The organism is Actinocorallia aurea, assembly GCF_054783995.1.
This window is the reverse complement of sequence record NZ_BAAGPQ010000038.1, coordinates 114,060-136,235: the sequence shown is the minus strand read 5'-3', so window position 1 is coordinate 136,235 and position 22,176 is coordinate 114,060. Positions and strand designations below refer to the sequence as shown.

General features: G+C 73.1%; 21 protein-coding genes. 9 read left to right on the top strand and 12 right to left on the bottom strand.

Translation table 11 applies throughout. The features are described 5' to 3' along the window. Nucleotides 1–34: 34 nt before the first annotated feature. Entirely contained in the window at nt 35–370 is a 336-nt protein-coding gene (locus ACYVOM_RS39035; RefSeq protein ID WP_460308658.1) for a hypothetical protein, read from the bottom strand. A gap of 293 nt (nt 371–663) precedes the next feature. Here ACYVOM_RS39035 and ACYVOM_RS39030 point away from each other — a divergent pair, with 293 nt between their 5' ends. Continuing rightward, a complete protein-coding gene (locus tag ACYVOM_RS39030) occupies nt 664–1,149 on the top strand; it encodes a hypothetical protein (RefSeq protein ID WP_460308657.1) in 486 nt (161 codons plus the stop codon). A gap of 88 nt (nt 1,150–1,237) precedes the next feature. After that, complete coding sequence (locus ACYVOM_RS39025; protein WP_460308656.1) at nt 1,238–2,053, top strand: class I SAM-dependent methyltransferase; 816 nt, start codon at nt 1,238–1,240, stop codon at nt 2,051–2,053. 19 nt (nt 2,054–2,072) lie between these two features. Here ACYVOM_RS39025 and ACYVOM_RS39020 read toward each other — a convergent pair whose 3' ends face one another. The 3 genes from ACYVOM_RS39020 to ACYVOM_RS39010 all read right to left on the bottom strand — a co-directional run bounded on the left by ACYVOM_RS39020 (nt 2,073) and on the right by ACYVOM_RS39010 (nt 5,131). Next, nucleotides 2,073–2,339 (bottom strand): hypothetical protein, encoded by a 267-nt coding sequence (locus ACYVOM_RS39020; protein WP_460308655.1) that lies wholly within the window; start codon nt 2,337–2,339, stop codon nt 2,073–2,075. 36 nt (nt 2,340–2,375) lie between these two features. Next, the gene (locus ACYVOM_RS39015) at nt 2,376–3,983 is read right to left on the bottom strand and encodes a bifunctional 3'-5' exonuclease/DNA polymerase (RefSeq protein ID WP_460308654.1); all 1,608 of its coding nucleotides are present in this window, start codon (nt 3,981–3,983) and stop codon (nt 2,376–2,378) included. Between the two features lie 86 nt (nt 3,984–4,069). Next, on the bottom strand, nt 4,070–5,131 hold the full coding sequence (locus tag ACYVOM_RS39010) for a hypothetical protein (RefSeq protein ID WP_460308653.1): 1,062 nt from the start codon (nt 5,129–5,131) through the stop codon (nt 4,070–4,072). Nucleotides 5,132–5,377: 246 nt separating this feature from the next. On the opposite strand from ACYVOM_RS39010, the gene rsgA reads away from it, so the two are divergent. After that, the gene (rsgA, locus tag ACYVOM_RS39005) at nt 5,378–6,442 is read left to right on the top strand and encodes a ribosome small subunit-dependent GTPase A (RefSeq protein WP_460308652.1); all 1,065 of its coding nucleotides are present in this window, start codon (nt 5,378–5,380) and stop codon (nt 6,440–6,442) included. A 243-nt stretch (nt 6,443–6,685) separates the two neighbouring features. On the opposite strand, the gene ACYVOM_RS39000 is transcribed toward rsgA, so the two are convergent. After that, entirely contained in the window at nt 6,686–8,098 is a 1,413-nt protein-coding gene (locus tag ACYVOM_RS39000; RefSeq protein ID WP_460308651.1) for an aminotransferase-like domain-containing protein, read from the bottom strand. A 90-nt stretch (nt 8,099–8,188) separates the two neighbouring features. On the opposite strand from ACYVOM_RS39000, the gene ACYVOM_RS38995 reads away from it, so the two are divergent. Both ACYVOM_RS38995 and ACYVOM_RS38990 read left to right on the top strand, forming a co-directional pair. After that, entirely contained in the window at nt 8,189–9,067 is an 879-nt protein-coding gene (locus tag ACYVOM_RS38995; RefSeq protein ID WP_460308650.1) for a PhzF family phenazine biosynthesis protein, read from the top strand. Next, nucleotides 9,067–10,047, top strand: a complete 981-nt coding sequence (locus ACYVOM_RS38990; protein WP_460308649.1) for an ornithine cyclodeaminase family protein — start codon at nt 9,067–9,069, stop codon at nt 10,045–10,047. Before ACYVOM_RS38995 ends, ACYVOM_RS38990 begins: the two co-directional genes overlap by 1 nt. A gap of 99 nt (nt 10,048–10,146) precedes the next feature. Here the strand turns inward: ACYVOM_RS38990 and ACYVOM_RS38985 are convergent, their stop codons facing one another. The 6 genes from ACYVOM_RS38985 to ACYVOM_RS38960 all read right to left on the bottom strand — a co-directional run bounded on the left by ACYVOM_RS38985 (nt 10,147) and on the right by ACYVOM_RS38960 (nt 17,160). After that, nucleotides 10,147–10,959 carry an SGNH/GDSL hydrolase family protein gene (locus ACYVOM_RS38985; protein ID WP_460308648.1) on the bottom strand — a complete coding sequence of 271 codons (813 nt, stop codon included), beginning with the start codon at nt 10,957–10,959 and terminating at the stop codon, nt 10,147–10,149. A 39-nt stretch (nt 10,960–10,998) separates the two neighbouring features. Then, nucleotides 10,999–12,486 carry a metallophosphoesterase family protein gene (locus tag ACYVOM_RS38980; RefSeq protein ID WP_460308647.1) on the bottom strand — a complete coding sequence of 496 codons (1,488 nt, stop codon included), beginning with the start codon at nt 12,484–12,486 and terminating at the stop codon, nt 10,999–11,001. 82 nt (nt 12,487–12,568) lie between these two features. Then, nucleotides 12,569–12,970 carry a YccF domain-containing protein gene (locus ACYVOM_RS38975; protein ID WP_460308646.1) on the bottom strand — a complete coding sequence of 134 codons (402 nt, stop codon included), beginning with the start codon at nt 12,968–12,970 and terminating at the stop codon, nt 12,569–12,571. 112 nt (nt 12,971–13,082) lie between these two features. Next, nucleotides 13,083–14,528 carry an MFS transporter gene (locus ACYVOM_RS38970; protein ID WP_460308645.1) on the bottom strand — a complete coding sequence of 482 codons (1,446 nt, stop codon included), beginning with the start codon at nt 14,526–14,528 and terminating at the stop codon, nt 13,083–13,085. A 224-nt stretch (nt 14,529–14,752) separates the two neighbouring features. After that, nucleotides 14,753–15,619 (bottom strand): diacylglycerol/lipid kinase family protein, encoded by an 867-nt coding sequence (locus ACYVOM_RS38965; RefSeq protein ID WP_460308644.1) that lies wholly within the window; start codon nt 15,617–15,619, stop codon nt 14,753–14,755. Next, nucleotides 15,616–17,160 carry an FAD-binding oxidoreductase gene (locus ACYVOM_RS38960; protein ID WP_460308643.1) on the bottom strand — a complete coding sequence of 515 codons (1,545 nt, stop codon included), beginning with the start codon at nt 17,158–17,160 and terminating at the stop codon, nt 15,616–15,618. Before ACYVOM_RS38960 ends, ACYVOM_RS38965 begins: the two co-directional genes overlap by 4 nt. Nucleotides 17,161–17,208: 48 nt before the next feature. Between ACYVOM_RS38960 and ACYVOM_RS38955 the strand changes: the two genes are divergently transcribed. From ACYVOM_RS38955 to ACYVOM_RS38940, 4 genes are all read left to right on the top strand, one after another. After that, a complete protein-coding gene (locus ACYVOM_RS38955) occupies nt 17,209–17,811 on the top strand; it encodes a TetR/AcrR family transcriptional regulator (protein ID WP_460308642.1) in 603 nt (200 codons plus the stop codon). A gap of 154 nt (nt 17,812–17,965) precedes the next feature. After that, a complete protein-coding gene (locus ACYVOM_RS38950) occupies nt 17,966–19,468 on the top strand; it encodes a glycerol-3-phosphate dehydrogenase/oxidase (protein WP_460308641.1) in 1,503 nt (500 codons plus the stop codon). A 100-nt stretch (nt 19,469–19,568) separates the two neighbouring features. Further along, nucleotides 19,569–20,456 carry a sucrase ferredoxin gene (locus ACYVOM_RS38945; RefSeq protein ID WP_460308640.1) on the top strand — a complete coding sequence of 296 codons (888 nt, stop codon included), beginning with the start codon at nt 19,569–19,571 and terminating at the stop codon, nt 20,454–20,456. A 157-nt stretch (nt 20,457–20,613) separates the two neighbouring features. Then, on the top strand, nt 20,614–20,910 hold the full coding sequence (locus ACYVOM_RS38940) for a WhiB family transcriptional regulator (RefSeq protein WP_123668210.1): 297 nt from the start codon (nt 20,614–20,616) through the stop codon (nt 20,908–20,910). Between the two features lie 297 nt (nt 20,911–21,207). Here ACYVOM_RS38940 and ACYVOM_RS38935 read toward each other — a convergent pair whose 3' ends face one another. Further along, nucleotides 21,208–22,170, bottom strand: a complete 963-nt coding sequence (locus tag ACYVOM_RS38935; RefSeq protein WP_460308639.1) for a phosphotriesterase family protein — start codon at nt 22,168–22,170, stop codon at nt 21,208–21,210. Between the last annotated feature and the right edge of the window lie 6 nt (nt 22,171–22,176).

The window sequence follows — 22,176 nt, the reverse complement described above, 5'->3', positions numbered from 1 at the left end:
GCGCGGGGGCGTCGGGGCCCGGGCGTTGCGGTGGCTAGCCGACGATGGGTGGGCCGTAGGGCCAGTCGATGGGCGAGGGGCCGTAGCCGGGGAGTTCGGAGGCGTCGCGCTTCTTCGGCTTGTAGGGCTTGCCCGTGGTGGTGCCGTAGTGCTCGCCGGGCTTGTAGGGGGCGTGCGCGCCCTTCTTGGCGGGCTTGGGCTTCGGGCAGTTGTCGAAGATGGTGCAGAAGAAGGACTCCACCACCTCCGTGAGCTGGGCCACCAGGCCGTCGGACGCGCCCTTGGGCGGGCCGGCGGCGGCGTGGGCCGGGCCGGTACCGGCGAGCAGGGCGAGGAGCACGGCCGCGGCGGCCGTCCGGGCAGTCTTCATCGCGCATCCCTTCGACACCCGAAAGGATCGCCGGACCCGCCCGCCGACCGCAGCACGCATGGAGGAGACCGGACCTTTTCTTGACCGTGCCTTGGCCGTCGGCCTTCGGGCCCGGCCGCAGAGCGCGCACCGGCGGCGGCGAGAGCGGCGAAGCCGAGCGGGGTGATGGGCCCGCTGCCGACGCCGATGAGCATCACGAACAGCGCGCACAGGCCGCCGAGGACGAGCAGGATTCCGGGCGTGCTTCCGGGCGGCCGGGTCAACCCCGGGGCCGTCACAGGAGTCTCACAGACATGATCAGACACAGGAGACGGCCGCACGCGATCGCGGCGGCCGGGCTGCTCCTCGCCGCGTCCGGCTGCGCGGACGTGCGGACGGCGGACGCCCCGGCGCCCGTCGAGGCACGCCCGCCGGGAGGCGGGGACCGCGGCGCGTCCGACGCGCGGATCCCCGAGGACGCGGTGTTCGTCGCCTCCGGGGCGGTCGAGGCGTGGGCGGCCGACATGGAGCAGGACTGCCCTCCACCGTCGCAAGGCGGCGCCGCGTTCTTCGCGACCCTCTACGCCGGCGGTACCAAGGCGCTCACCCTGACCGTCGCCGACCGGGACGGCACCCGGGGCGCCCTGCTCGAAGACCACCGCACCGGACTGTCCTACGTGGCGGTCGCCGGCATCACCCTCGACCCGGTGGCCGGAGCCGCGTCGGTGGACGCCGATTTCCGGCGCACCGACGGCGCCCCCGGCACGGCCCACGTGACCGCCCGCGTCACCTGTCCCTGACCCTTCCGGCGCGTACCCCCGCTCCCCCGCCCCCGCTGCCCGCCGGATATCCCTCCGCTTTTCCTCCTCAAGATGCAAAGATCCGCCTATGACTGGATCTGATGCGGAAGCCAAGGCCACCGTCGCGGGCATGTTCGACCGGGCCTCCGCCACCTACGAAGGCCCGGAGGGCGGGTACTTCCCTCCGATCGGCCGCGCCCTGGTCGCACGGGCGGGAATCGCCGCCGGGTCCCGGGTCCTGGACGTCGGGTGCGGACGCGGCGCGGTGCTCGTCCCCGCCGCGCAGGCCACCGGCCCGGAAGGGTCCGTCGTGGGCATCGACCTCGCTCCCGGCATGGTCGAGCGCACCGCCGCCGCCGTCGCGGACCTGCCGTGGGTGACCGTCGCGCTCGGCGACGCCGCCGACCCGGACTTCCCCGAGGGCTCCTTCGACGCGCTGCTCGCCGGGCTCGTCATCTTCTTCCTGCCTTCGCCCGAGGAGGCGGTGGCGGCCTACCGGCGCCTGCTGCGGCCCGGCGGCCGCCTGGCGTTCAGCACGTTCGCCGCCCAGGACCCGCTGCACGTCGCCGTCGTGAAGGCGCTCGCCCCGCTGGTGCCGGGCGGGGACGGCGCACGTCCGGTCGACAGGTTCGCCAGCGCCGCCCCGATCGCCGCGCTGCTCGACGGCTGGGACTCCGTCGCCTTCGCGGTCGAGACGATCGAGACCCAGTTCACCGGCAAGGACGAGCTGTGGGACTGGTTCTGGTCGCACGGCATGCGCGCGATCCTGGAGAAGATCCCCCAGGACCGGCTCGACGAGGCGAGGAAGACCGCCCACGACGTGATGGAGCCCGCCGTGGGCCCCCACGGCGGGATCACGCTGCGCACGGCGGTGCGGATCACCACCGCGATCCGCCCGGCGTGACTGACGCGCTGCCCCGGCGCTAAGAGTGGGACTTCAGGTAGTCCAGGTACAGCGGGCGCAAGGCATCGGCCAGAGGCTCCTCTCCTGAGCCGATGAGGTCGGTGACCAGGCCGAAGACCCGCATGATGTCGGTCTCGCTGCGCTCCAGCTCGCCGGAGGCCGCCTCGGCCGCGGGGATCGCGCGCAGCAGCTCCCAGAGGAAGCCGACGTCGTGGCGTTCCTTGGCCAGCTTGACGGCCCTGTCGTGCAGTTCGGGGGAGGTGAGGTCGTCGAGGTTCTGCTCCATGCGTCTCCTTTACCCCGTGCGTGCCGGGGACATCCGCTACTTCGCGTCGGCATAGCAGGCGACGACGGACGTGTGCAGAGGGAAGACGACCGGGGTGTCTCCGAAGAGAAGCGCGCTGGCCTGCGCCGCGGCGTCCGCGACGTCGGCGGTGACGGCCTCGGCGTCCTCCTCGGGCGTGTGCACGATCACTTCGTCGTGCTGGAAGAAGACGATCTCGGCGGGGCGGCCGAGGAGCCGTGCGCGCAGGAACGCGAGGAACGCCAGTGCCCACTCCGCGGCGGTCGCCTGCACGACGAAGTTGCGGGTGAAGCGCCCGCGCGACAGCGCCGCCGACCGGCCCGCCGAGGTGGTGATCAGCTCCCGGTAGGCGGCGTCCCCCGCCGGGCTCGCCCGGCCGAGCAGCGAGGTGACGGCCTGCCCGCGCTCGCCCGCCCGGGCCGCGGCCTCCACGTAGCCGAACGCGGCAGGGAAGCGGCCGCGCAGCACCGCGAGCAGCGCGACGGCCTCGCCCGTGCCGCCGCCGTACATCGCCGACAGCATCGCGATCTTGGCCTTGTCGCGCGGCGAAGGGCCCTCCGGCGTCTCGGGGAAGGCGTCGGCGAGGGCCGCGTACAGGTCTCCCTGCGCGGCGGCCTCGGCGAAGGCCGCGTCGCCCGCGAGCGCGGCGAGCACACGGGGTTCGAGCTGGGCGGCGTCGGCGACGACCAGGACGTGGCCCGGGTCGGCGACGACCGCCCGGCGCAGCACCTTGGGGATCTGGAGGGCGCCGCCGCCCCGGCTCGCCCACCGGCCGGACACCACTCCTCCGACGACGTACTCGGGCCGGAACCTTCCGCCGCGCGCCCAGGCGTCCATCCAGGACCAGCCGTGCGCGGTGTAGAGGCGGGCCAACTCCTTGTACTCCAGCACCGCGGGCACGGCCGGGTGGTCGACGCCGCGCAGCTCCCACGCCCGGGTGGAGGTGACGGGGTGGCCTGCCGCGGCGAAGGCCTTCAGGAGCTGCTTGGGCGAGTCGGGGTTGAGGTGCGCGCCGAACGCCTCGGTGATCGCGTCGGCGAGGTCCTGGAGCATCCTGGGCCGCATCCCGGGGGCGGGGCGCGGTCCGAGGAGGCCGGTGAGCAACGCGTCGTGCACGTCGATGCGCCATGGGACGCCCTCGCGGGTCATCTCGGCGGCGGCGAGACCGCCCGCGGACTCGGCGGCGGCCAGCAGCCGCAACGGGCCGAGTTCGGCCTCCTGGGCGCGGTGGACGGCCACGACGTCGGCCAGCGGGGTGGGGGGCGCGGCGCCGAAGAGGGAAGGCTGTACCTCCGGACGGTGCTCGGCGGGCGCGGGGAGACCCCTGCGTCGGGCCAGCGCGGCGGCGGCCGAGCGCGGCTCGCCGAAGGCTCCCTCCCGAGCCAGCAGGAGGCCTTCGACCAGTTCCAGGTCGTGGCACCGGGCGACGCGCACGCCGGAGGAGAGCAGGCGGGCGTAATCCCGCGCGGAAGACTCCCAGACCCAGCGGGGGCCTTCCGCGCGCTCCAGACGAGCCACCTCCGCGGCCAGATCCGGGACGGCGACGGGCGGGCCGACGGGCTCGGCGGCTTCGAGGACCTGGAATTCGCCCTCCCCGTCCTCCCCCCAGGCCATCGCTATCCGCATCCGGCCATTGTGCCCACCCGGTCCGACATCCCCGGTCGGTGGTCCGGCCGGGTGGTCCGGCCTGGCGATCGGGTCAGGCGGTCCGGTCAGAGAGGGACGCCGTAGAGGGCCCGCCGCCGGGGGAACTCGGTGATGCTCCAGAGCTGCCTCTTGTCCCGCCAGACCGTCAGGTCCTCGGGTCCGAAGGCGTAGTCGCGCACCTCGGGGGCGTCGCCCGGCTCGGCCTCGATCAGCCTGCCGCGGACGGCCCCGGTGCCCGCCTGGCTGAGGTACCACCGGCCCTCGTGGGACACCGCGCCCTGGATCTTGAAGTCGGGCGCCTTGAACGCCTCGACGGGTACGGCGAGGCCCCCGTCGTCCGTGAGGGAGCCGTCCTTCTCCAGGCTCCAGGCGGCCAGCCTTCCGACGCTGCCTTCGATGTCGGTGTACTCGCCGGAGATGAGGCGGTCGGGGGCGGCGGAGCGGTCCACCGAGGCGAAGGAGAACCGGGGGCCGGTCGCGGTCAGCTTCCAGCAGTCGGTCTGCGGGAGCAGATAGCGGTACCCGTAGGCGTGGTACTTGCCTCCCTTGCGGCCGAACTCGGTGTGGTCGCCGACGTCGTCCTGCGCGGAGCGGATGTCGAGGATGCCGCGCAGGTCGAACACGCGCAGGCCGCGGGTGGTGTCGGCGATGTAGAGGAGGTCGCCGTACCAGGCGATGCCGCCCGCGTGGATGTCCACGGGCGCGTACGAGCCGTCGGTCTTGGCGATGACGCACAGGACGTGCCGGTACTTGGCCGTCCGCGGGTCGAGGAAGGTGAGGCGCACGCCGCGCTCGTCTGCTTGTACCTCGGGCTTCCAGTACCAGGAGGCGATGAAGGCGGGCTCGTCCCTTCCCGCGTCGGAGGCGCTGGTGAGGCCCTGCGGGTACCAGTCGCGGCTGTCGTCGTCGCGGTCCTCGAAGGTGAACCAGTCGGCGGGTCCGGGCCGCATGCCGTTGAAGGCGGTGGTCGCGCCCCTGCGCACGGCGGACCGGTTGGCCCCGGCGAGGACCTTCGCGACGGGGACCGCCGCGAGGTCTTCGGCGAGCCGGGCGGCGCCGTCGGCGAGCTCACCCGTGCGGCGGCGGAGCGTGTACGGCTCCGGAGAAACCGAGACCAGTTTTCGCATCGGACGACTATGCGACAAATCACGCCTTTTCGCTACAAGATCCACAGGAATTTAATCGCTGGCGTTCGGGGCGCCCGCCGTCCTAAGGTGACGGAATCGGCGTGCCGGCCAGGTCAGCGCGCCCTCGATCCGGAAGGAAGCCCGTGAAGACGGTCATTGTGCGCGGCATCTCATCGTCCCCGTCCAACGCGGCGCCCGCCTGACCTCTGCGCAGGCCGGCGCCGGATTCGAGAAAGGCGCCACCTCGTGGCATCGGGATTTCCGTTCCTTCCGTCACTTCCGTCCCATCAGTCCCTTGAGGCGCTCGGCTACGACGCCTCGTACGCCGCGCACCTGGAATTCGGACTCGTCCCTGGCCGGGTCGTCCGCGTCGACCGCGGCGCGTGCGTCGTCGCCACCGCCGAAGGCGTCCGCCAGGCCGTCACCCGACTCGCCGAAGGGGCCCGCCCCTGCGTCGGCGACTGGGCGGGCGTCACGTCCGGCCGGGAGCGCGCGGTCCGGCAGCTCCTGCCGCGCCGCACCGCGATCGTCCGGGCCGCCGCGGCCCCGGGCGTCTCCGCGGGCCAGGTGCTGGCGGCCAACGTCGACGTCGTGTTCATCGCCGAGCCCGCCGTGCCCGAGATCGACCTCGGCCGGATCGAGCGGCTGCTCGCCCTCGTCTGGGAGAGCGGCGCCCGTCCGGTCGTGCTGATCACCAAGGCCGACCTCGCGGGCACCGTGCTGCCCGAGGACGAGTTCGCCAAGGTCGTCCGGGCCGCGCCCGGCGCCGAGGTCGTCGCGGTCTCCTCGGTGGCCCGCACCGGGCTGGAGGGCCTCGCCCTCTCCCCCGGGGAGACGGCGGTCGTGCTCGGCCGCTCCGGCGCGGGCAAGTCGACCCTCGTCAACGCGCTCGCCGGGCGCGAGGCGATGGCCACCGGTGAGGTCCGCGAGGCCGACGGCCGGGGCAGGCACACCACGGTCCACCGGGAGCTGCTGGCGCTGCCCGGCGGCGGCATGATCATCGACACCCCGGGCCTGCGCTCGATCGGCCTCCAGTCCGACGGCGAGGGCGTGTCCCGCACGTTCTCCGACCTCGAGGACCTGGCCGCCGAGTGCCGGTTCACCGACTGCGCGCACGCCGGCGAGCCCGGCTGCGCCGTCGCCCGGGCCGTGGCCGACGGCATCCTGCCGGAGCGCCGCCTCGCGTCGTGGCGCAAGCTCCAGCGCGAGGCCGAATGGGCGGCCTCCCGCACCGACGCGCGCCTGCGCGCCGAGCGGGAGAACCGCTGGAAGGCCGTCCACAAGGAGATGCGCGGCCACAACCGCCCCTGACCGGGCCTCTCCCACCCCCAGGCGGGACCGCTGCCCAGCGGTCCCGCCACCCGATCCCCCCGACCTCCCGACCCGCCCCCTCGCCGCGTCGTGGCCGACGCACCCGCCGCGCAGTCCGGTCGCCGAAGGGCACCCGCCTGGAGACGACACGCCTTCGCGCAGTGAAGCGACCGCCTCAGGCGCGGCGATCCGCGTGCGGGACCGCGGCGTCGCCGCGCCGTGGGTCGCTGGAGGCCGGGCCCGCTACGGGGCGGGGTGGGCGGTGGCGTGGGCGGTGGTGAGGCGGGTCACGGCGTCGTCGAGGAGGTCGGGCGGGAGGGTGAAGGGCAGGCGCAGGTAGCGGTGGTGGGCGCCCTCCGGGGAGAAGCGGTGGCCGGGGGTGAGGGCGAGGCCCGCGGCGGCGGCATGCGCGGTCAGGTGGTCGGCGTCGGTGTCCAGGAGCTCCAGCCAGAGGGACAGTCCTCCGTCGGGGACGCGGAAGCGGCACCAGGGGAGGTCGCGGAGGCGGGCCGCCAAGTGGTCGCGCTGGATCCTCAGACGCCTGGTGCGCTCGGCCAGGACCGCCCCGCGGGCGTCCAGGAGATCGAGGGCCACGAGCTGGTCCAGCGGGGACGGGGCGAGAGAGTGGGCGACGGGGAGCGCGGAGAGCCGCGCGATGACCGCGGGATGGGCCCGGATCCAGCCGACGCGCAGGCCCGGCCACACCGACTTGCTGAGGGAGCCGACCGTCGCCGTGCGGCGGTCGCCCGCCGCGGCGACCCGGGCGGGAGGCCGGGCGTCGGGGCGCAGGTCCAGGTCGCGGAGGGTCTCGTCGATGACGAGAAGCGTGTCGTGGGCGGACATCAGGCGGCGCAGGGCGCGGCGCTGGCCGTCCGGCATGAGCAGGCCCGTCGGGTTGTGGAAGTCCGGGACGAGGAAGACGAGGGCCGGGGCGGCCGCCGCGACGGTGCGGTCCAGCGCGGCGACGTCCCAGCCGTCGCCGGTGAGGGGCTGGGCGACGAGCCGGGCCCCCGCGGCGCGGAACAGCGCGAGCGCCCCCTGATAGGTGGGCGAGTCGGTGACGACTCGGGCGCCGCGCCGGACGAACGCCGCCGTGAGCAACGCCAGTGCCGCGTCCGCGCCTCCGGTCAGCAGGATGTGGCCCTCCCGGGTGGGCAGGCCCTGCGCGGTGTAGGCGGCGGCGACCGCGGCGCGCAGGCGCGGGCTCGGGCCGTCGTGGGCGAGCGCCGAGGGCAGGCCGTCCGCCGCCGCCAGCACCGCCCTGTGCAACACGTCGAACGGCGCCGCGGGCACGGCGGCCGTCAGGTCGAGGGCCGCCTCCCTGCCGCCGGTGAGGGCGAGGCCCGCGGGCCACGGTGCGAGGCCCTCCCTGAGGCCGGGCGGGAGCGAGGTGACGCTGCCCGAGCCCGTCCGCGTGGTGATCAGCCCGGCGGCGCGCAGCGCCCGGTAGGCCGCCGCGACGGTGCCGCGGGCGATGCCCACCTGCTGGGCGAGCTGCCGTTCGGCGGGCAGCCGCACGCCCAGGGCGAGCCGCCCGTCGCGCAGCGCCCTGTCGACGGCGTCGACGAGCCGCCCGGCCACGCCGCCTCCGCCTTCCCGCCACGGGCCCAGCAGGCGCGCCAGTTCCGGCGCGGACACCTCACGCACATCCGCCATGTAGTCCAATTTACCGTGATTGGCCCATACACCACCGGCACCGCCTGACTACTCTCGGGGAAAACACCAGCTCAGCCCTAGGAAGACCGAATGTCCCTGTCCTACCGGCACGTCGACGTGTTCGCGTCCGCTCCCTTCACCGGAAACAGCCTCGCCGTCATCCCCGACGCCCCGGCCATGACGACCGGCCAGATGCTCGCCGTCGCCCAGGAACTGCGCCACTTCGAGACGATCTTCCTGCGGCCCGCCGACGAACCGGGGACCGTCACGGCCCAGGTGTTCGACCTGATCGAGGAACTCGACTTCGCCGGCCACCCGATCCTCGGCGCCGCCGCCGTCCTGCACGAGCGCGCGGGCGGCGCCGGGCCGCGCGAATGGCGCTTCCGCCTCGCCCGCAAGACCGTCACGGTCACCACCCGCCCCGACGGCGCCAGGTACCAAGCCGCGCTCGACCAGGGCAGGCCCGAGTACCTGGGCACGGTCCCCGCGGACGGCCGGAGCGAAATCGCCGAAGCCCTCTCCCTGCCTGCCGACGCCCTGGCCGACCTCCCCCTGCAGGTCGTCTCGACCGGCCTGCGGTACCTCGTCGTGCCGATGCGGGGGCACCTGGCCGAGGCGCGGATCACGCACCCGGACTTCGCCCGGCTCGTCGGCCGCCACGGGGCGCAGTTCGCCTACCTGCTCGACGTCGACGCCATGGAGGGCAGGCACTGGAACAACGACGGCATCATGGAGGACGTCGCGACCGGGAGCGCCGCAGGATGCGTCGGCGCCTATGCCGCCCGGCACGGGCTCGTGCCCGCCGGCGAGGAGTTCGTGCTCAGCCAGGGCCGCTTCACGGGGCGGCCCAGCCGGATCGGCGTCCTCCCGCAGGGCGACTCCGCCGACCTCGTCAACATCCGCGTCTCCGGAGCCGTCGCGATGACCGCGCGCGGCGTCCTCGACGCCCTTCCCGTCGAGGAGTCCTGATGGCGGGCCCGCCCTTCTACTCGGCGCCGGAGATCCGCGCGGCCGTCCGCCTCGCGGACCTCCTGGAGCCCGTCGCCGAGGCGTTCGCCGCCTTCAGCACCACCGAGGGGGCCCGGGCGCCGATCTCGGTGCTGCCCCTGGAGCGCGGCGGGGACGCCCACATCAAGGCCGCCCACCTGCCCGGGAACGGGCACTTCGTGGTGAAGGTGGCGACCTGGTTCCCCGGCAACCGGGAGCTCGGCCTGCCCGAGGGCGGCGGCTTCGTCGCGCTCCTCGACGCCCGGACGGGCGCGGTCGCCGCGGTCCTTGAGGACGAGCACCACCTGTCGGACCTCAGGACCGCGGCGGCGGGCGCGGTCGCCGCGCGGGCCCTCTCCCGCCCGGACTCCGCCCGCGCGACGGTGCTGGGCACCGGGCGGCAGGCGCGGCTGCAGACCGCCGCGCTCACGCTGGTGCGCGACATCGAGCACGTGACGGTCTGGGGACGCACCCCGGAGGGCGCGGCCCGCCTCGTCGGACAGCTCCGCGCGGACCTTCCGGACGTGCGGATCGAGGCGGTCTCCGACGCGCGGGCCGCCGTGCGCGACGCCGACGTGATCGTCACCGCCACGGCAGGGTCCGCGCCCGTCCTGCGCGGCGACTGGCTGCGCCCCGGGCAGCACGTCACCGCCATCGGCGCCGACGACGACATCAAGCGGGAATTCGACGGGGCGGTCCTCAGCCGCGCCGACCGGGTCTTCGTCGACAGCCGCGACCTGAACCTCCGCTACGGCGACGTGGCCGCCGCCCTCGCCGAAGGCTCGATCACCCCGGAGCGCGTCACGGGAGAGCTGGGCGAGGTCCTCGCCGGCCGCCTCCCCGGCCGCACGTCCCCCGAAGCGATCACCGTCGCCAAGCTGATCGGCATCGGCCCCCAGGACCTCGCCGCCGCCGAGACCGCAGTCCACCTCCTCACGGCCGAGACCACCTCAGTCCCGTAGTCCGGAGATGAGAAAGGCCCGTCCGTGTCGGCGCGAGCGCGGGATGAGAGACGGCCCGAGCACGGGGCCCCGGTGGGGCTCCGCGCTCGCCAGGGCCGCTCAGAGGGGCTTCAGTTCGGGGCGCTTGGCGGCGCGGCCGTCTCCGGAGGAGACGCCCTTCAGGCGGCGCTGGACCCAGGGGCCGAAGTAGGTGCGGGCCCAGTGGGCGTCCTCGCGGCGGGCCTCCTGCCAGGTCTTGGCGGGGGACTGCGGCCAGGGGGCGCGCCAGTCGCCCTCGACGGGGACGCCGAGCCTCTCGGCCACGGCCATGGCCAGCCTGCTGTGCCCCTCGGGGGTGAGGTGCAGCCGGTCCTCGTGCCAGGCGGGGTCGGCGTTGAGCACCGGCATCGACCACAGGTCGACGACGGTCAGGCCGAGCCGGTCGGCGATCGACCGGATGTGCAGGTTGTACGTCGCGACCTTGCCGCGGAACCGGCCGTCGCTCGCCCTACCGTTGAGGCCCCGGAACTTCGGGTCGAACCCCGTGAACACCACGACCTCCGCGCCCGTCGAGCGCAGCGCGGCGAGCGCGTCGCGGTAGACGACGGCCATCTCGTCGGGATCGGCGCCGGGGCGGATCATGTCGTTGCCGCCCGCGGAGATCGTGTACAGGTCCGCCTTCATCGCCACTGCCCGCGGCACCTGGTCCTCGGCGATCTGCCGCAGCAGCTTGCCCCGCACCGCGAGGTTGGCGTACAGCAGGCCGGGCCGGGCGGCGTCGAGGTGCTCGGCGAGCCTGTCGGCCCAGCCGCGGAACTCGTCGGGCCGGTAGGGGTCGTTCAGTCCTTCGGTGAAGCTGTCACCGAGGGCGACGAAAGAGCGAATTTCCTTCTTCACCACACCACTCACCCGTGAAGTGTGCAGCATGCACATTGCCCTACGCGACCGTAGGAAGCGGTGATGACCGACACGTCAGGCGAGGGGAATACGCAGCTCGTGTTCCAGGGGCGGATTCAGTTCCTGGGCGCGGCAGCCGGTGGCCGCGAACACGCGGATGCGGAGTTCGGCGCGGGTGACGTCAAGGCGCAGGAAGCTCTTGAAGAAGGGGGCGATGTCGGTGTCGGAGGCCTCGGAGAAGATCCGGTGGTAGATCTTGTTCACCGGCAGCCGCAGCCACGGCCGGCGCTTGCGGCCGTCGGGGACGGCCAGCAGGGAGGCGATCATCCGGGCGCGCAGCCCGGGGACGACCCCCTGCGCCTCGGGGCGGGTCGGGGGGATGTCCAGCCTGCGGGAGACCGCCGCGGCGGCCTCGGGGTAGTCGATCTCGAAGAACCGGCGCAGGCCGAGCCGGCGCAGGCGGCGGCCGTACAGGCGGCTGTAGAAGACCAGGGAGTCTCCGCGCAGCGGGTAGCAGGCGAAGTCGTCCTCGGTGACGGGCGCGTCGCCGCCGTTGCCCACCTCGACCTTCGGGATGGTGTGGGTCGCGTGCATGTAGGCGCCGGAGCCACCCGCGACGAGGTAGTCGATCCGGCGGCCCGCGACGTCCACCGGATAGTGCTGGTAGTTGTGGATGTCGCCGCCGATCACCGCGACGTACCCGGTGGACCTGACGATCTCGTCGACGGTGCCGCCGCCCTCGATCGGGCACGGGCGGTAGTCGTTGTTGCGGTAGATGGGCTTGCCGGTGATGAGCACCTTCGGTCTGGGGTCGGCCGAGATCCGGCGCAGCCACGCGCCCTGGTCGCGGTCGATGCCGCCGCCGATGCCGGTGTCGAGGCCGATGACGCGCAGGCGCGGGCTGTCGACGTACCAGTAGGGGCCGGGCTGCTTGGCCTGCTGGGACGGCTGGGCGCGCAGCGCGCGGGCCGCGGCGAACGCCTCCTCGTCGGTCGGCTCGGGCCTGCGCCACAGCCGCCGCGCGAGCCGACCCCACTTCGGGCGCCATGACTCGCCGGGCGCGCCGTCGCCCAGGCGGTCGCAGAAGACGCGCATGAACCCCTCGAGGCCGTCGTACCAGTCGTGGTTGCCCGGCACCGCGTAGATCGGCGCCGGGTAGGCCTGGTAGGGCTTGAAGAACACCTGCGCGTAGTCGTTGACCGACCCGACCGGGTAGTTGACGTCGCTCGCCAGCACCGCGAAGTCCGTCCCCTGCCCGACCTTGAGCATGCCCGGGATGACCGCGTACTGCGAGGAGTCCCCCTCCCCGGGATCGCCCAGCACGAGAAAGGAGAACTCCTCCCCTTCGGTGCGCATGGGCGTCTCGTCGGGCACCTGGACCCAGCGCCGCCGCACCTCGTCCACGGGATCGCCGAACCACTTGGCGATCACGTCGTTGCGCGAGCGCCACAGCACCGACGGCCGCATCCAGGACAGCGCGGCCCTCGGCCCGAGATCGGGGTAGACACCAGGCTCCGCACATCCCCACTGGGAGGTGTGCTGTGAACTGCGGGGGGAGGTCACCCTTCAAGGCGACCACGCCGCACCGCTCTGGATCAAGAGCCCGGAGTGATCTTTCGCCGCGGATTCACGGGTCAGCGCTTCGTCAGAAGCCCTGGCCTGGGCCTCGTGGGTCGTCGCTGGAGACGATTTCGCGGCCCAGCGGGGTGAGGGAGACGGGGATGAGCTTGAAGTTGGCGATGCCCAGAGGGATGCCGATGATCGTGATGCAGAGGGCTATGCCTGTGGTGAGGTGGCCGATGGCCAGCCAGATGCCGGCCACGATGATCCAGATGACGTTTCCGACGGCGGATCCGACACCGGCCGACGGCTTCTGGGTGATCTTCTTTCCGAAGGGCCAGAGGGCGAAGAGCGCGATGCGCCAGGAGGCGATCCCGAAGGGGATCGTGATGATCAGGATGAAGCAGATGAGGCCGGCCACGAAGTAGCCGAGCGCCATCCAGAACCCACACAGGACGAGCCAGATGATGTTCAGCAGCGTTCGCATACTTCGACCCTAACCCCCGTCCATCCGGCGCCACCTCCCTCACGCGAGGGAGATGAACCCTGAGACCGGGGAGGGCCCGCGGGCCCTCCCCGGTCTCGTCAGAACATGCGCGTCAGGACGTGGGGGCCGCCGCCCGGGCCGCGTCGGATTCGAAGGTGTTGCGGATCCACAGGAGGGCGCCGACGGCGGCGAACATCGCGGGGACGAGGACGAGCATGGCCAGGGCCAGGGGCTCGCCGGAGTAGGACGTCTCGGCGATCAGGTCGGAGGCGAAGCCGATGAGGAGGGGGCCGAGGGCGCCTCCCAGGGTCACCAGGAACGTCAGGAGGGCGAAGCCCATGCCGCGCCGGGCGCCGGGGACGACGTCGGCGGACGCGGCGGTGAGGTTCGGGATCGCGGCGGCGAAGCCCGCGCAGGCGACCGCGATGAGCGTGATGCGCACCGGGAGGCCGGGCACGAGCACCGCGCCGGTGAGGGCGACTGCGCCGACGAACAGGAACCCTGTGGCGACCCTGACGCGCCAGCCGGGGCGGAGGCCGTGGTGGCGGTCGCCCATCCGGCTGCCGATGAGGATGCCGACGACGATGCCGGTGCCGCCTACGCCGCCCGCCATGCCGGACGCCGCGTCGTAGTCGAGGTCCTCGGTGCGCTCCAGGAAGGTGGGGAGCCAGTAGAACAGCCCCGCCACGGCGAGCGAGAGCAGCGCCTGGCCGATGATGATGCCCTTCAGGGTGCGCACCTTGAGCAGGTCGAACGCCTCCGCGAAGAGGGAGGCCACGCCCGCGTTCCCGGGGATGTGCGCCTCGGTGTGCGCCTCGCCCGGGGCGGTTTCGGCGGGGCCGTCGGAGGCGCGCAGCCTGTCGAAGGTGTCGCCGAGCCCTCGGATCGGCTCCTTCACCGTCAGGACCAGCAGGGCGACCAGCAGTCCGGGGACCGCCGCGACGAAGAACACCGCGCGCCAGTCGAGCGCCTCGGCGACGGCGCCGCCGAGGATGACGCCGGTGGGCAGGCCCATGTAGTAGCCCGCGCGCTCGAAGCCGTAGGCCTTCCCGCGACTGCGGGCCGGGTAGTAGTCGGCGAGGAGGCTGGAGGCGGGCGGGCTGTAGAGCTGCCCTGCCGCGCCGAGCAGGACGCGGACCGCGAAGAACAGCACGAAGGTCGTGGCCAGGCCGCTGAGGACCGAGCAGATCGACCAGACCAGCACCACGATGGCGATGGTGGCGACCCGGGGCGCGCGGTCGGCGAGCCGGCCGGCCGGGAGCAGGAGCACCGCGGCGGCGATGCTGGCCGCGGTCGGGATCGCGCCGCCCACGGTGTCGCTGAAGCCGAAGTGGTCCTGGATCGCCGGGAGCGCCCCCGAGATCAGGTTGATCTCGATCCGGTCGATGAAGGCGACGAGCGCGATGACGATGGCGGGCCACCAACCAAGGGGCGCGGCCTTGCTGAGGTCGACCGTGCGCGCGGGGCGCTTGGGGAAGACGGGGATCTCCACGGTGCCTGCGGGCTTGGCCGCCGGCTCCGTCGGCGGCTGTGACGCCGTGTCGTGCGTATCGGTCAAGAGATCCGCTCCTCTTGGCTGATGGATCGGCCGGAGCCCGGATCGTACAAACTTCAAGGAACAAACGTGTTTCGCGTCACAGCGGACAGCGGGTGGAGTGCCGCGTCCGCGTCTCACCAGCCGAGACGGCATCGCGCCGACCACCGTCTGGAGCTGGGGACCGGCCGGGAAGACCGAGATCCCCGGCGCGGTCACATCATCCCACCATGTGGGACAAATCGGAATTATGGGCGAATGATATTGAGCGCCGACGGAAGCACCCGGACGGTGACGGGCAGCCAGCCCGGCAGTTCCCCGTCGCAGCCATAGGGCAGCGGACGGGAGGACGCGATGTGGATCTCGGCGCAGCGGAGCGTCTCCACCTCCGGCCGCCTGACGTGCTCCCCCGACTCCAGCTCCTGCATGACGGTGAGGAAGAGCCGCCGGGAGGCGTGCCTGATGATGACGACGTCGAGGAGACCGTCGTCGACCGAGGCCGAAGGGGCGATCTTCCGGCCGTAGCCGTAGTAGCCGGAGTTGGCGGCCACCACCGTGTAGGCAGGGCGCTCCAGCCGCTCTCCGTCCAGCGTCACCGTGTAGGTGACGGGCTTCCAGGAGGCGAAGGCCCGGACCGCGCCCCACGTGTAGGAGGCCTTGCCCTTCAGCCAGGTCCTGTTGGCGTGGGCGTTCGCCAGGGCGTCGACGCCCGCGTAGACGCTCCCCAGGGCGGCCTCTCCCCCGGCCTCGATGGCATCGGTCGGCTTGGCCTCGCCGTGGAGCAGAAGTTCGGCAAGCGCCGAAGGCTCCTTCGGAAGGCCGAGCTGGCGAGCGAAGTCGTTGCCTCGCCCGGCCGGGACGATGGCGTACTCCGCCCCGGTGCCCACGAGGGCTCCGCCCACCGTCCCGGCTATGCCGTCGCCGCCGACGCCGAGCACCGCGTCGCCCCGGGCGGCGGCCTCCCTCGCGATTTCCGCGGCGTGCCTGAGGTCGCGGCTGTAGTCGACGTGGAGGGAGGCCCCCGCGTCGCGCAGGAGGCGGGCGAGGGCGAACAGCGCCTGGGCCGACGAGCCGCCTCCGGCCGTCGGGTTCACGACGGCGGTGAACGACCTCACGGGACCAGCACGCCGGGGTTGAGCACCCCGGCCGGGTCGATCCGCGCCTTGACCGCACGGAGGATCTCGACGCCGAGCGGGCCGATCTCCTCGGCGTAGGCGGCGCGGTGGTCCCGGCCGACTCCGTGGTGGTGGCTGATCGAGCCGCCGGCCGCCAGGATCGCCGCGTTGACGGCGGGCTTGGCGGTGTCCCAGTCGATGTCGGGGGTCACGATCGTGAAGTACAGCGAGGCTGCCGAGGGATACACGTGTGAAATGTGGCACATGACGAGATGGCCCGGCAATGCCCCCAGGACCGCCTGGTAGAGCCCCGGGATGTTCGCCCAGAACGTCGTGGTCTCCAGGGTCTCGACGAACGCGCCGACGTCCAGGAGCGCATCGCGCAGGTAGGGGGCGGCGAACCTGCCGTGCGCCCAGCCGTCGCCCGGCCCCTCGCCGAGGTCGGCGCCTCCGGAATCGGCCAGGATCTCCCTGACGCGGGTCCGCCTTGCGGCGACGTCGCGCGGCTCGCCCTCGAAGCCGACGATGGCGAGGCACCCTGCGCCGCCGTCCTCCCCGATGGCTCCGGACTGGGCGAGGTTCACCAGCGTCTCGGTCTCGTCCGACAGGCGCAGCACGGTGGGGACGGGCCCGTCCTGGATGATCCGGCGCAGCGCCGCCGATCCGGTGGCGAAGTCGGGGAACCGCCACCCCTCGTAGGCCCTGGCCTCGGGGACGGGCCTGACCCGGACGGTGACCGAGGTGATCACGCCGAAGGCCCCTTCCGAGCCGAGGATGAGCTGGCGCAGGTCGGGCCCGGCCGCCGACTTCTGCGCCCGGCCCAGCGTGAACGTCCCGGTGGGGGTGGCGACGGTCAGCGCGACGACGTTCTCGTCGAACCGCCCGTATCCGGCGGAGGACTGGCCACTGGAGCGCGCGGCGGCGAACCCGCCTACGCTCGCCCACTCGAAGGACTGAGGGAAGTGCCCCAGGGTGAAGCCGTGCTCGGCGAGCAGTTCCTCGACCCGCGGGCCGCGCAGGCCGGGCTCCAGGGTCGCGGTCCGGCTGACGGGGTCGACGGCGACGAGTCGGTCGAGCCGTCGCAGGTCGAGGGCGACGAACCCGGCGAAACCGCTGTCATCGGGGGCGAGCCCGCCCACGACCGACGTTCCACCGCCGAAGGGGACGACCGCGAACCTGTGCTCGGCGGCCAGCTCCAGCACCCGCAGCACCGCGTCGTGGCCTTCCGGGAGCACCACCGCGTCGGGCGCGTCGGAGACATCGCCGCGCCGGATCGCAAGGAGGTCGGGGGTGGACTTGCCGCGGGTGTGCCGGACCCTGCTCTCCGCGTCGGTCCGCACCTCCGCCACCTCGGCGAGCGCCTGGAGCGCGGCCTCGGTCAGCCGCGGCGGGCGGGGCGCGAGGTCCGCGAGCCCCACCGGAGGGGTCTCGCGCGGCTTGACGCCGAGGAGGTCGCGCAGGAGGGTCGTGATCTTCTCCGGGAGCGGCGCGGCCTTCGCGGGGTCGCCCCACCCCGACCAGGAGATCTCGGTTTCGGACATGCTCGCTCCTCGTTCGCTGGGACCGCCGGGTGTGGTTCACTGTGACATATGACGTCAGTTCGTCACAACACCTCGGAGCGCACGCCCACGAACGACGCGGTGCTCGACGCCGCGCGGGACTGCGTGCTGGCCGTGGGCGTCCGCCGCACCACGCTCACCGACATCGCGCGGCGCGCGGGCGTCTCCCGGATGACGCTCTACCGCCGCTGGCCCGACGTGTCGACGATCGTCGGCGACCTCATGACGCGCGAGTGGCTGACCCTGGCCGCCTCGGTGGTCGAGGCCGACGCGTCCGGGGACGCCCGGAGCCGTCTGGTGGAGACGCTCGTGCGCGGCACCGTCGCCTTCAGGGCGCATCCGCTGCTGCGCAAGATCGTCGAGGTGGACCCCGAGATGCTCCTGCCGTACCTGCTCACCCGTACGGGCGCCAGCCAGGAGGCGTTCCTCACCCTCATAGAGGACGCGCTCGAACACGGCCATGCGGACGGCTCCATACGCCCCGGCTCCACGCCCCTCCAAGCGCGCGCGCTCCTCCTGGTCGTCCAGGGCTTCGCCCTGTCCCTCCGAACGATGGCCGGCGAGGGCGAACTGGCCCCCGCCTCCTTCGACACCGAACTCCGCACCATCCTCGACCGCACCCTGGCTCCCTGACGATCGAAAGCCGCCCCATGGACCACGACGCCGCCCGCGCCGTCGTTCCCGAACGCACTCAGGCACCCCGAAGATCGGGAGCCGCCGCATGGACCGCTGCCCGCGCCGTCGTCCTCGACCGCGTGCCGACGCCCCGACCTTGAGCGAGGACCCCATGAGCACTTCCCTCAACGCCGCACAGCGCGCGCGCGATCTCGCCGCCGCCTCCGACGAGATCGCCGACGTCCTGGTGATCGGCCTCGGCGTCACCGGGGCGGGCGTCGCCCTGGACGCCGCCGCGCGCGGCCTCAGGGTCACCGCGATCGACGCCCACGACCTCGCCTTCGGCACGTCCCGGTGGAGCTCCAAGCTCGTCCACGGCGGTCTGCGCTACCTCGCGTCCGGGCAGGTCGACGTGGCCCGCGAGAGCGCGGTCGAGCGCGGGATCCTGATGACCCGCACGGCCCCGCACCTGACCCGCCGGATGCCGTTCGTGCTGCCGCTGACCCCGCTCGTGGCGCGCCGGAGCGAACTGCTGACCTCGGTCGGCCTGCGCGCCGGCGACCTGCTGCGCGCGAGCGCGGGAACGCCGCGGGGCGTGCTGCCCGGGCCTTCGCGGCTGTCGCCCGCCGGGACGCTGCGGGCCGCGCCGGTACTGCGGGCCGCCGGACTGCGCGGCGGCCTCCTGTCGTGGGACGGGCAGCTCCACGACGACGCCAGGCTCGTCACCGCGATCGCCCGCACGGCCGCCGGCGAGGGCGCGCGCGTGATCACCCGCTGCCGCGCGCTCGAGGTGACGGGCGACGGCGTCCGCGTCCGGGACGAGCTGACCGGCGCCGAGCACGACCTGCGCGCCCGCCGGGTGGTGAACGCGGCGGGCGTCTGGGCGGGCGCCCTCGTGCCCGGCGTCACACTGCGCCCGTCGCGCGGCACCCACCTCGTCCTGGACGGGACACTCTTCGGCGGGATGCGGACGGGCCTGCACCTCCCGATCCCGGGCACCCTGAACCGGTTCGCCCTGGTCCTCCCGCAGGACGACGGCCGCGTCTACGTGGGCCTCACCGACGAGCCCGCCGACGAGATCCCCGACGTCCCGCAGGCCCCCGAGTCCGACATCGGCTTCCTCCTCGACCTTCTCGGCACCGTCCTGGACGTCCCGGTGCGCCGCGCCGACGTCCTCGGCGCCTTCGCGGGACTCAGGCCGCTCCTCCAGATGGAGGACAAGGGGGGCACGACGGCCGACATCTCCCGGAGGCACGCCGTGCTGAAGTCCCCCGACGGCGTCGTGACGGTCGTCGGAGGCAAGCTGACGACCTACCGCCGGATGGCAGAGGACGCCGTGGACGCGCTCGGCCTCACCTCGACCCCTTCGCGGACCGCCTCGCTCCCCCTCGTGGGCGCCGCCCCTCTCGGCGAGATCGCCAGGATCAAGGCGCCGTCACGCCTCCTGCGCCGGTACGGCGCGGAGGCGGCGGCGATGGCGGAGCTGGCCGCCGAGGACCCGTCCCTGCTGGAGCCGATCGTCACCGGCCGTCCCCACCTGAAGATCGAGTGGGCGTGGGGCGTCCGCCACGAGGGCGCGCTGGACCCGTCGGACCTGGTGGACCGCAGGACCAGGCTGGGGCTGTCCGATGCCGATCGCGCCAGGGCGCTCCCGCTGGCCGGCGCTTATTTCTGAGCGAAACTCCCGGGCGCCGGAGGTGTGTCACCGGGGGTGGCAGGGGAAGGACAAGTTAGGTTAGGGTGTCCTAACTTATTGTTCGGGGGAGGTCTTTCCTTTGTCACGCTCGGTCTCATGTGAGCACTGCCCAGGAGGTCATCTGGGGCAGACCCCTTGCCTGGCGAGCGCGACGACGAAGGCCAACTCGTGGCTGCTCATCGAGCACTCCGGGGCCTGGCCGCGCAAGATCGAGGAGCTGGGCCTCCCGGTGATCGACCGGGCGATCGCGCACGGCGTGCGCCCGCAGCTCATCCGGCGCACCGGCCGCCGCTCTCCGACCCCTCCCCTGCGCGTCTATGTCGCCTGGTCCGGCGAGGACCCGTGGCTGGAGACCCGCGTGGTCAGCGATCTCGCCGAGCTGGACGGGCTGGATCTCGCCGCGGTGGCGCTCGGCCGCCGTCCCGGGTTCGGCGAGCCCTCCCTGGAACCGCTGCTGCTGGTGTGCACGCACGCCAAGCGCAACGCCTGCTGCGCCCGCACGGGCGCGCCCCTGGCGCGCGCGCTCGCGGCCGGATACGGCGATCTGGTGTGGGAGACGAGCCACGTCGGCGGCGACAAGTACGCGGCCAACCTTGTGTGCCTTCCGCACGGCCTCTACTACGGCTCGTTGGACGGCGGCACCGCGCGCGAGGCCGTGGACGCCTACCTGCGCGGCGAGGTCGTGCTGGACAGGCTGCGCGGCAGGGCCGGCATCCCCGAGCCCGCCCAGGCGGCGGAGCACTTCGTGCGCGCGCACACCGGATTGCTCGGTCTGGACCAAGTCAGGGTAATATCCGTCACCGGTACCGGCCCCTATATGACGAGGGTCACAGCCGCCGGAAACGTGTGGTCCGGCACGGTTGAACTGGTGGGCAGCCCTGGCGGCTGCGGTCATGAGTGCGATGAGACGCCTCAGACATACCAAATGAGGGACCTGGCCCTTCACAGCGAGGCGGCCCTCGTGTAATCTCTGCGAGGCCCCAGTTCTTGGGGACGCTGCGCCGCGGGCTCACCCATCATAGGGAACACAGCGGCAACTCCGGACGTTGAAAATTCTGACGCTACCAAGCGTCGGCAACGTCTATGTCCTTATTTGCTCAGAAATCAACTGAGGTGGGTGTTTCATGGCTCAGGTACGTCGGCAGGCTAACCTCCCCCGTCCCAGCTGGGGCTGGCAGGACGCCGCCGCGTGCCGGGGGGAAGACCTTGTGCTCTTCTTCGGCCCCGACGGCGAGCGTCAGCCCGAGCGGGAGATCCGAGAGCGCAAGGCGAAGCAGGTCTGCATGGGCTGCCCCGTCCGCTCGGAGTGTCTGGACTACGCCGTCTCCCGTCCGGAGAAGTACGGCACGTGGGGCGGACTGAACGAGGACGAGCGCGCTTCCGAGCGTCGCCGCCGCATGCGCCGCGCCAACGCCGCGTAGCCGAACACCGGCTGCCCTACCCCGGCACACACGAACGCCTCCGGCCTCGCTATCGCGAGGCCGTTTGCGTTTCCGCGGTCGATAACGAAGCGCGCGGGGCATTCCGCCCGGCCGCTCCGACACGTCACGACGAACTCTTGTTCCGCGCACAACGATCTGTGACACGGGACTCAGGAAATGCGAAAAGGCCCTCCAATGGAGGGCCTTTTGCGTTAAGCGTCTCGTGGCGGCGCTCACATCCGGGCGACATATCCGCGGGATTCGGAGGGACATCCTGTCCGCGGCGTCACCCGGTCGTCACAGGCGCGAGGAGAGCCAGCGCAGGGTGTTCTCGCGGGTGAGCAGGTCGAGCGTCGCGTCGTCCACGCCGCACGCGCGCAGCGCCGGGACGAACTCGGTGAGGACCGCGCCGAAGCCGGGACCGCCGTAGTGCGCGATGTGGCTCTGCCGGGTGACGCCCGAGCCGAGCATGATGCGGTCGGCGTGACCTGCCTCGATCAGCTCCAGGACGAACTTCAGGGAGGCCGTGCCGGAGTGGGCGAGGTCGCCGAAGGAGACGTAGGCGCCCAGTTCGGCGATCTTGCGGTGCACCGCGGGGTCCGCGCCGCCGTCCGGCTCGCCGGGCACGGCCTGCTGGCCGATCGCGATCCGCTCCGGCGCCACGCCCATGTCCATGAGCGTCTCCAGCTGGGCGAGTCCGGGCCGTCCGTAGGTGGCGACGGGAAGGGAGGTCTCCTGGGCGGCGAGGGCGGCTCCGCGCAGGGCCTTGTCCTCACCGGGGGTCGGCACCTCGCCCCACACGCCCACCTCGCCGATGACGCCCGGCAGGACGCTGGTGCCGTCCATGCCGAACCCGATCTCGGCGATCAGCCGCTCGGCGACCTGCTCGTGGTCCATGCCGGCCATGGCGACGGGGTGGAACGGGTCGGCGAAGTAGCCCGTGGACGCGACGACCGCGACCCGGCTGCCGGCCGAGATCCGGGCCAGCGCGGAGGCGTCGCGGCCCATGCCGAGGCAGGTGAGCGAGACGATCAGGCCCAGGTCGTGCTCCTTGCGCAGCGCGGTCAGCTCGGCGGCGACGTGCAGCTCCTCGTCGAGCCAGCGGTGCGGGTCGGACGCCGCGCGCACCGGCCAGCGCAGGTCCACGCGCAGGTGCTCGCGGGAGAGGACGCGTCCGGTCAGGGCGGAGAGCTGTGCGGGGCCCGTGACCGTGCGGATACGGGCTTCGCCGGTCGGGGCAGCAAAGGTAAGGGCCGTCATAAAACG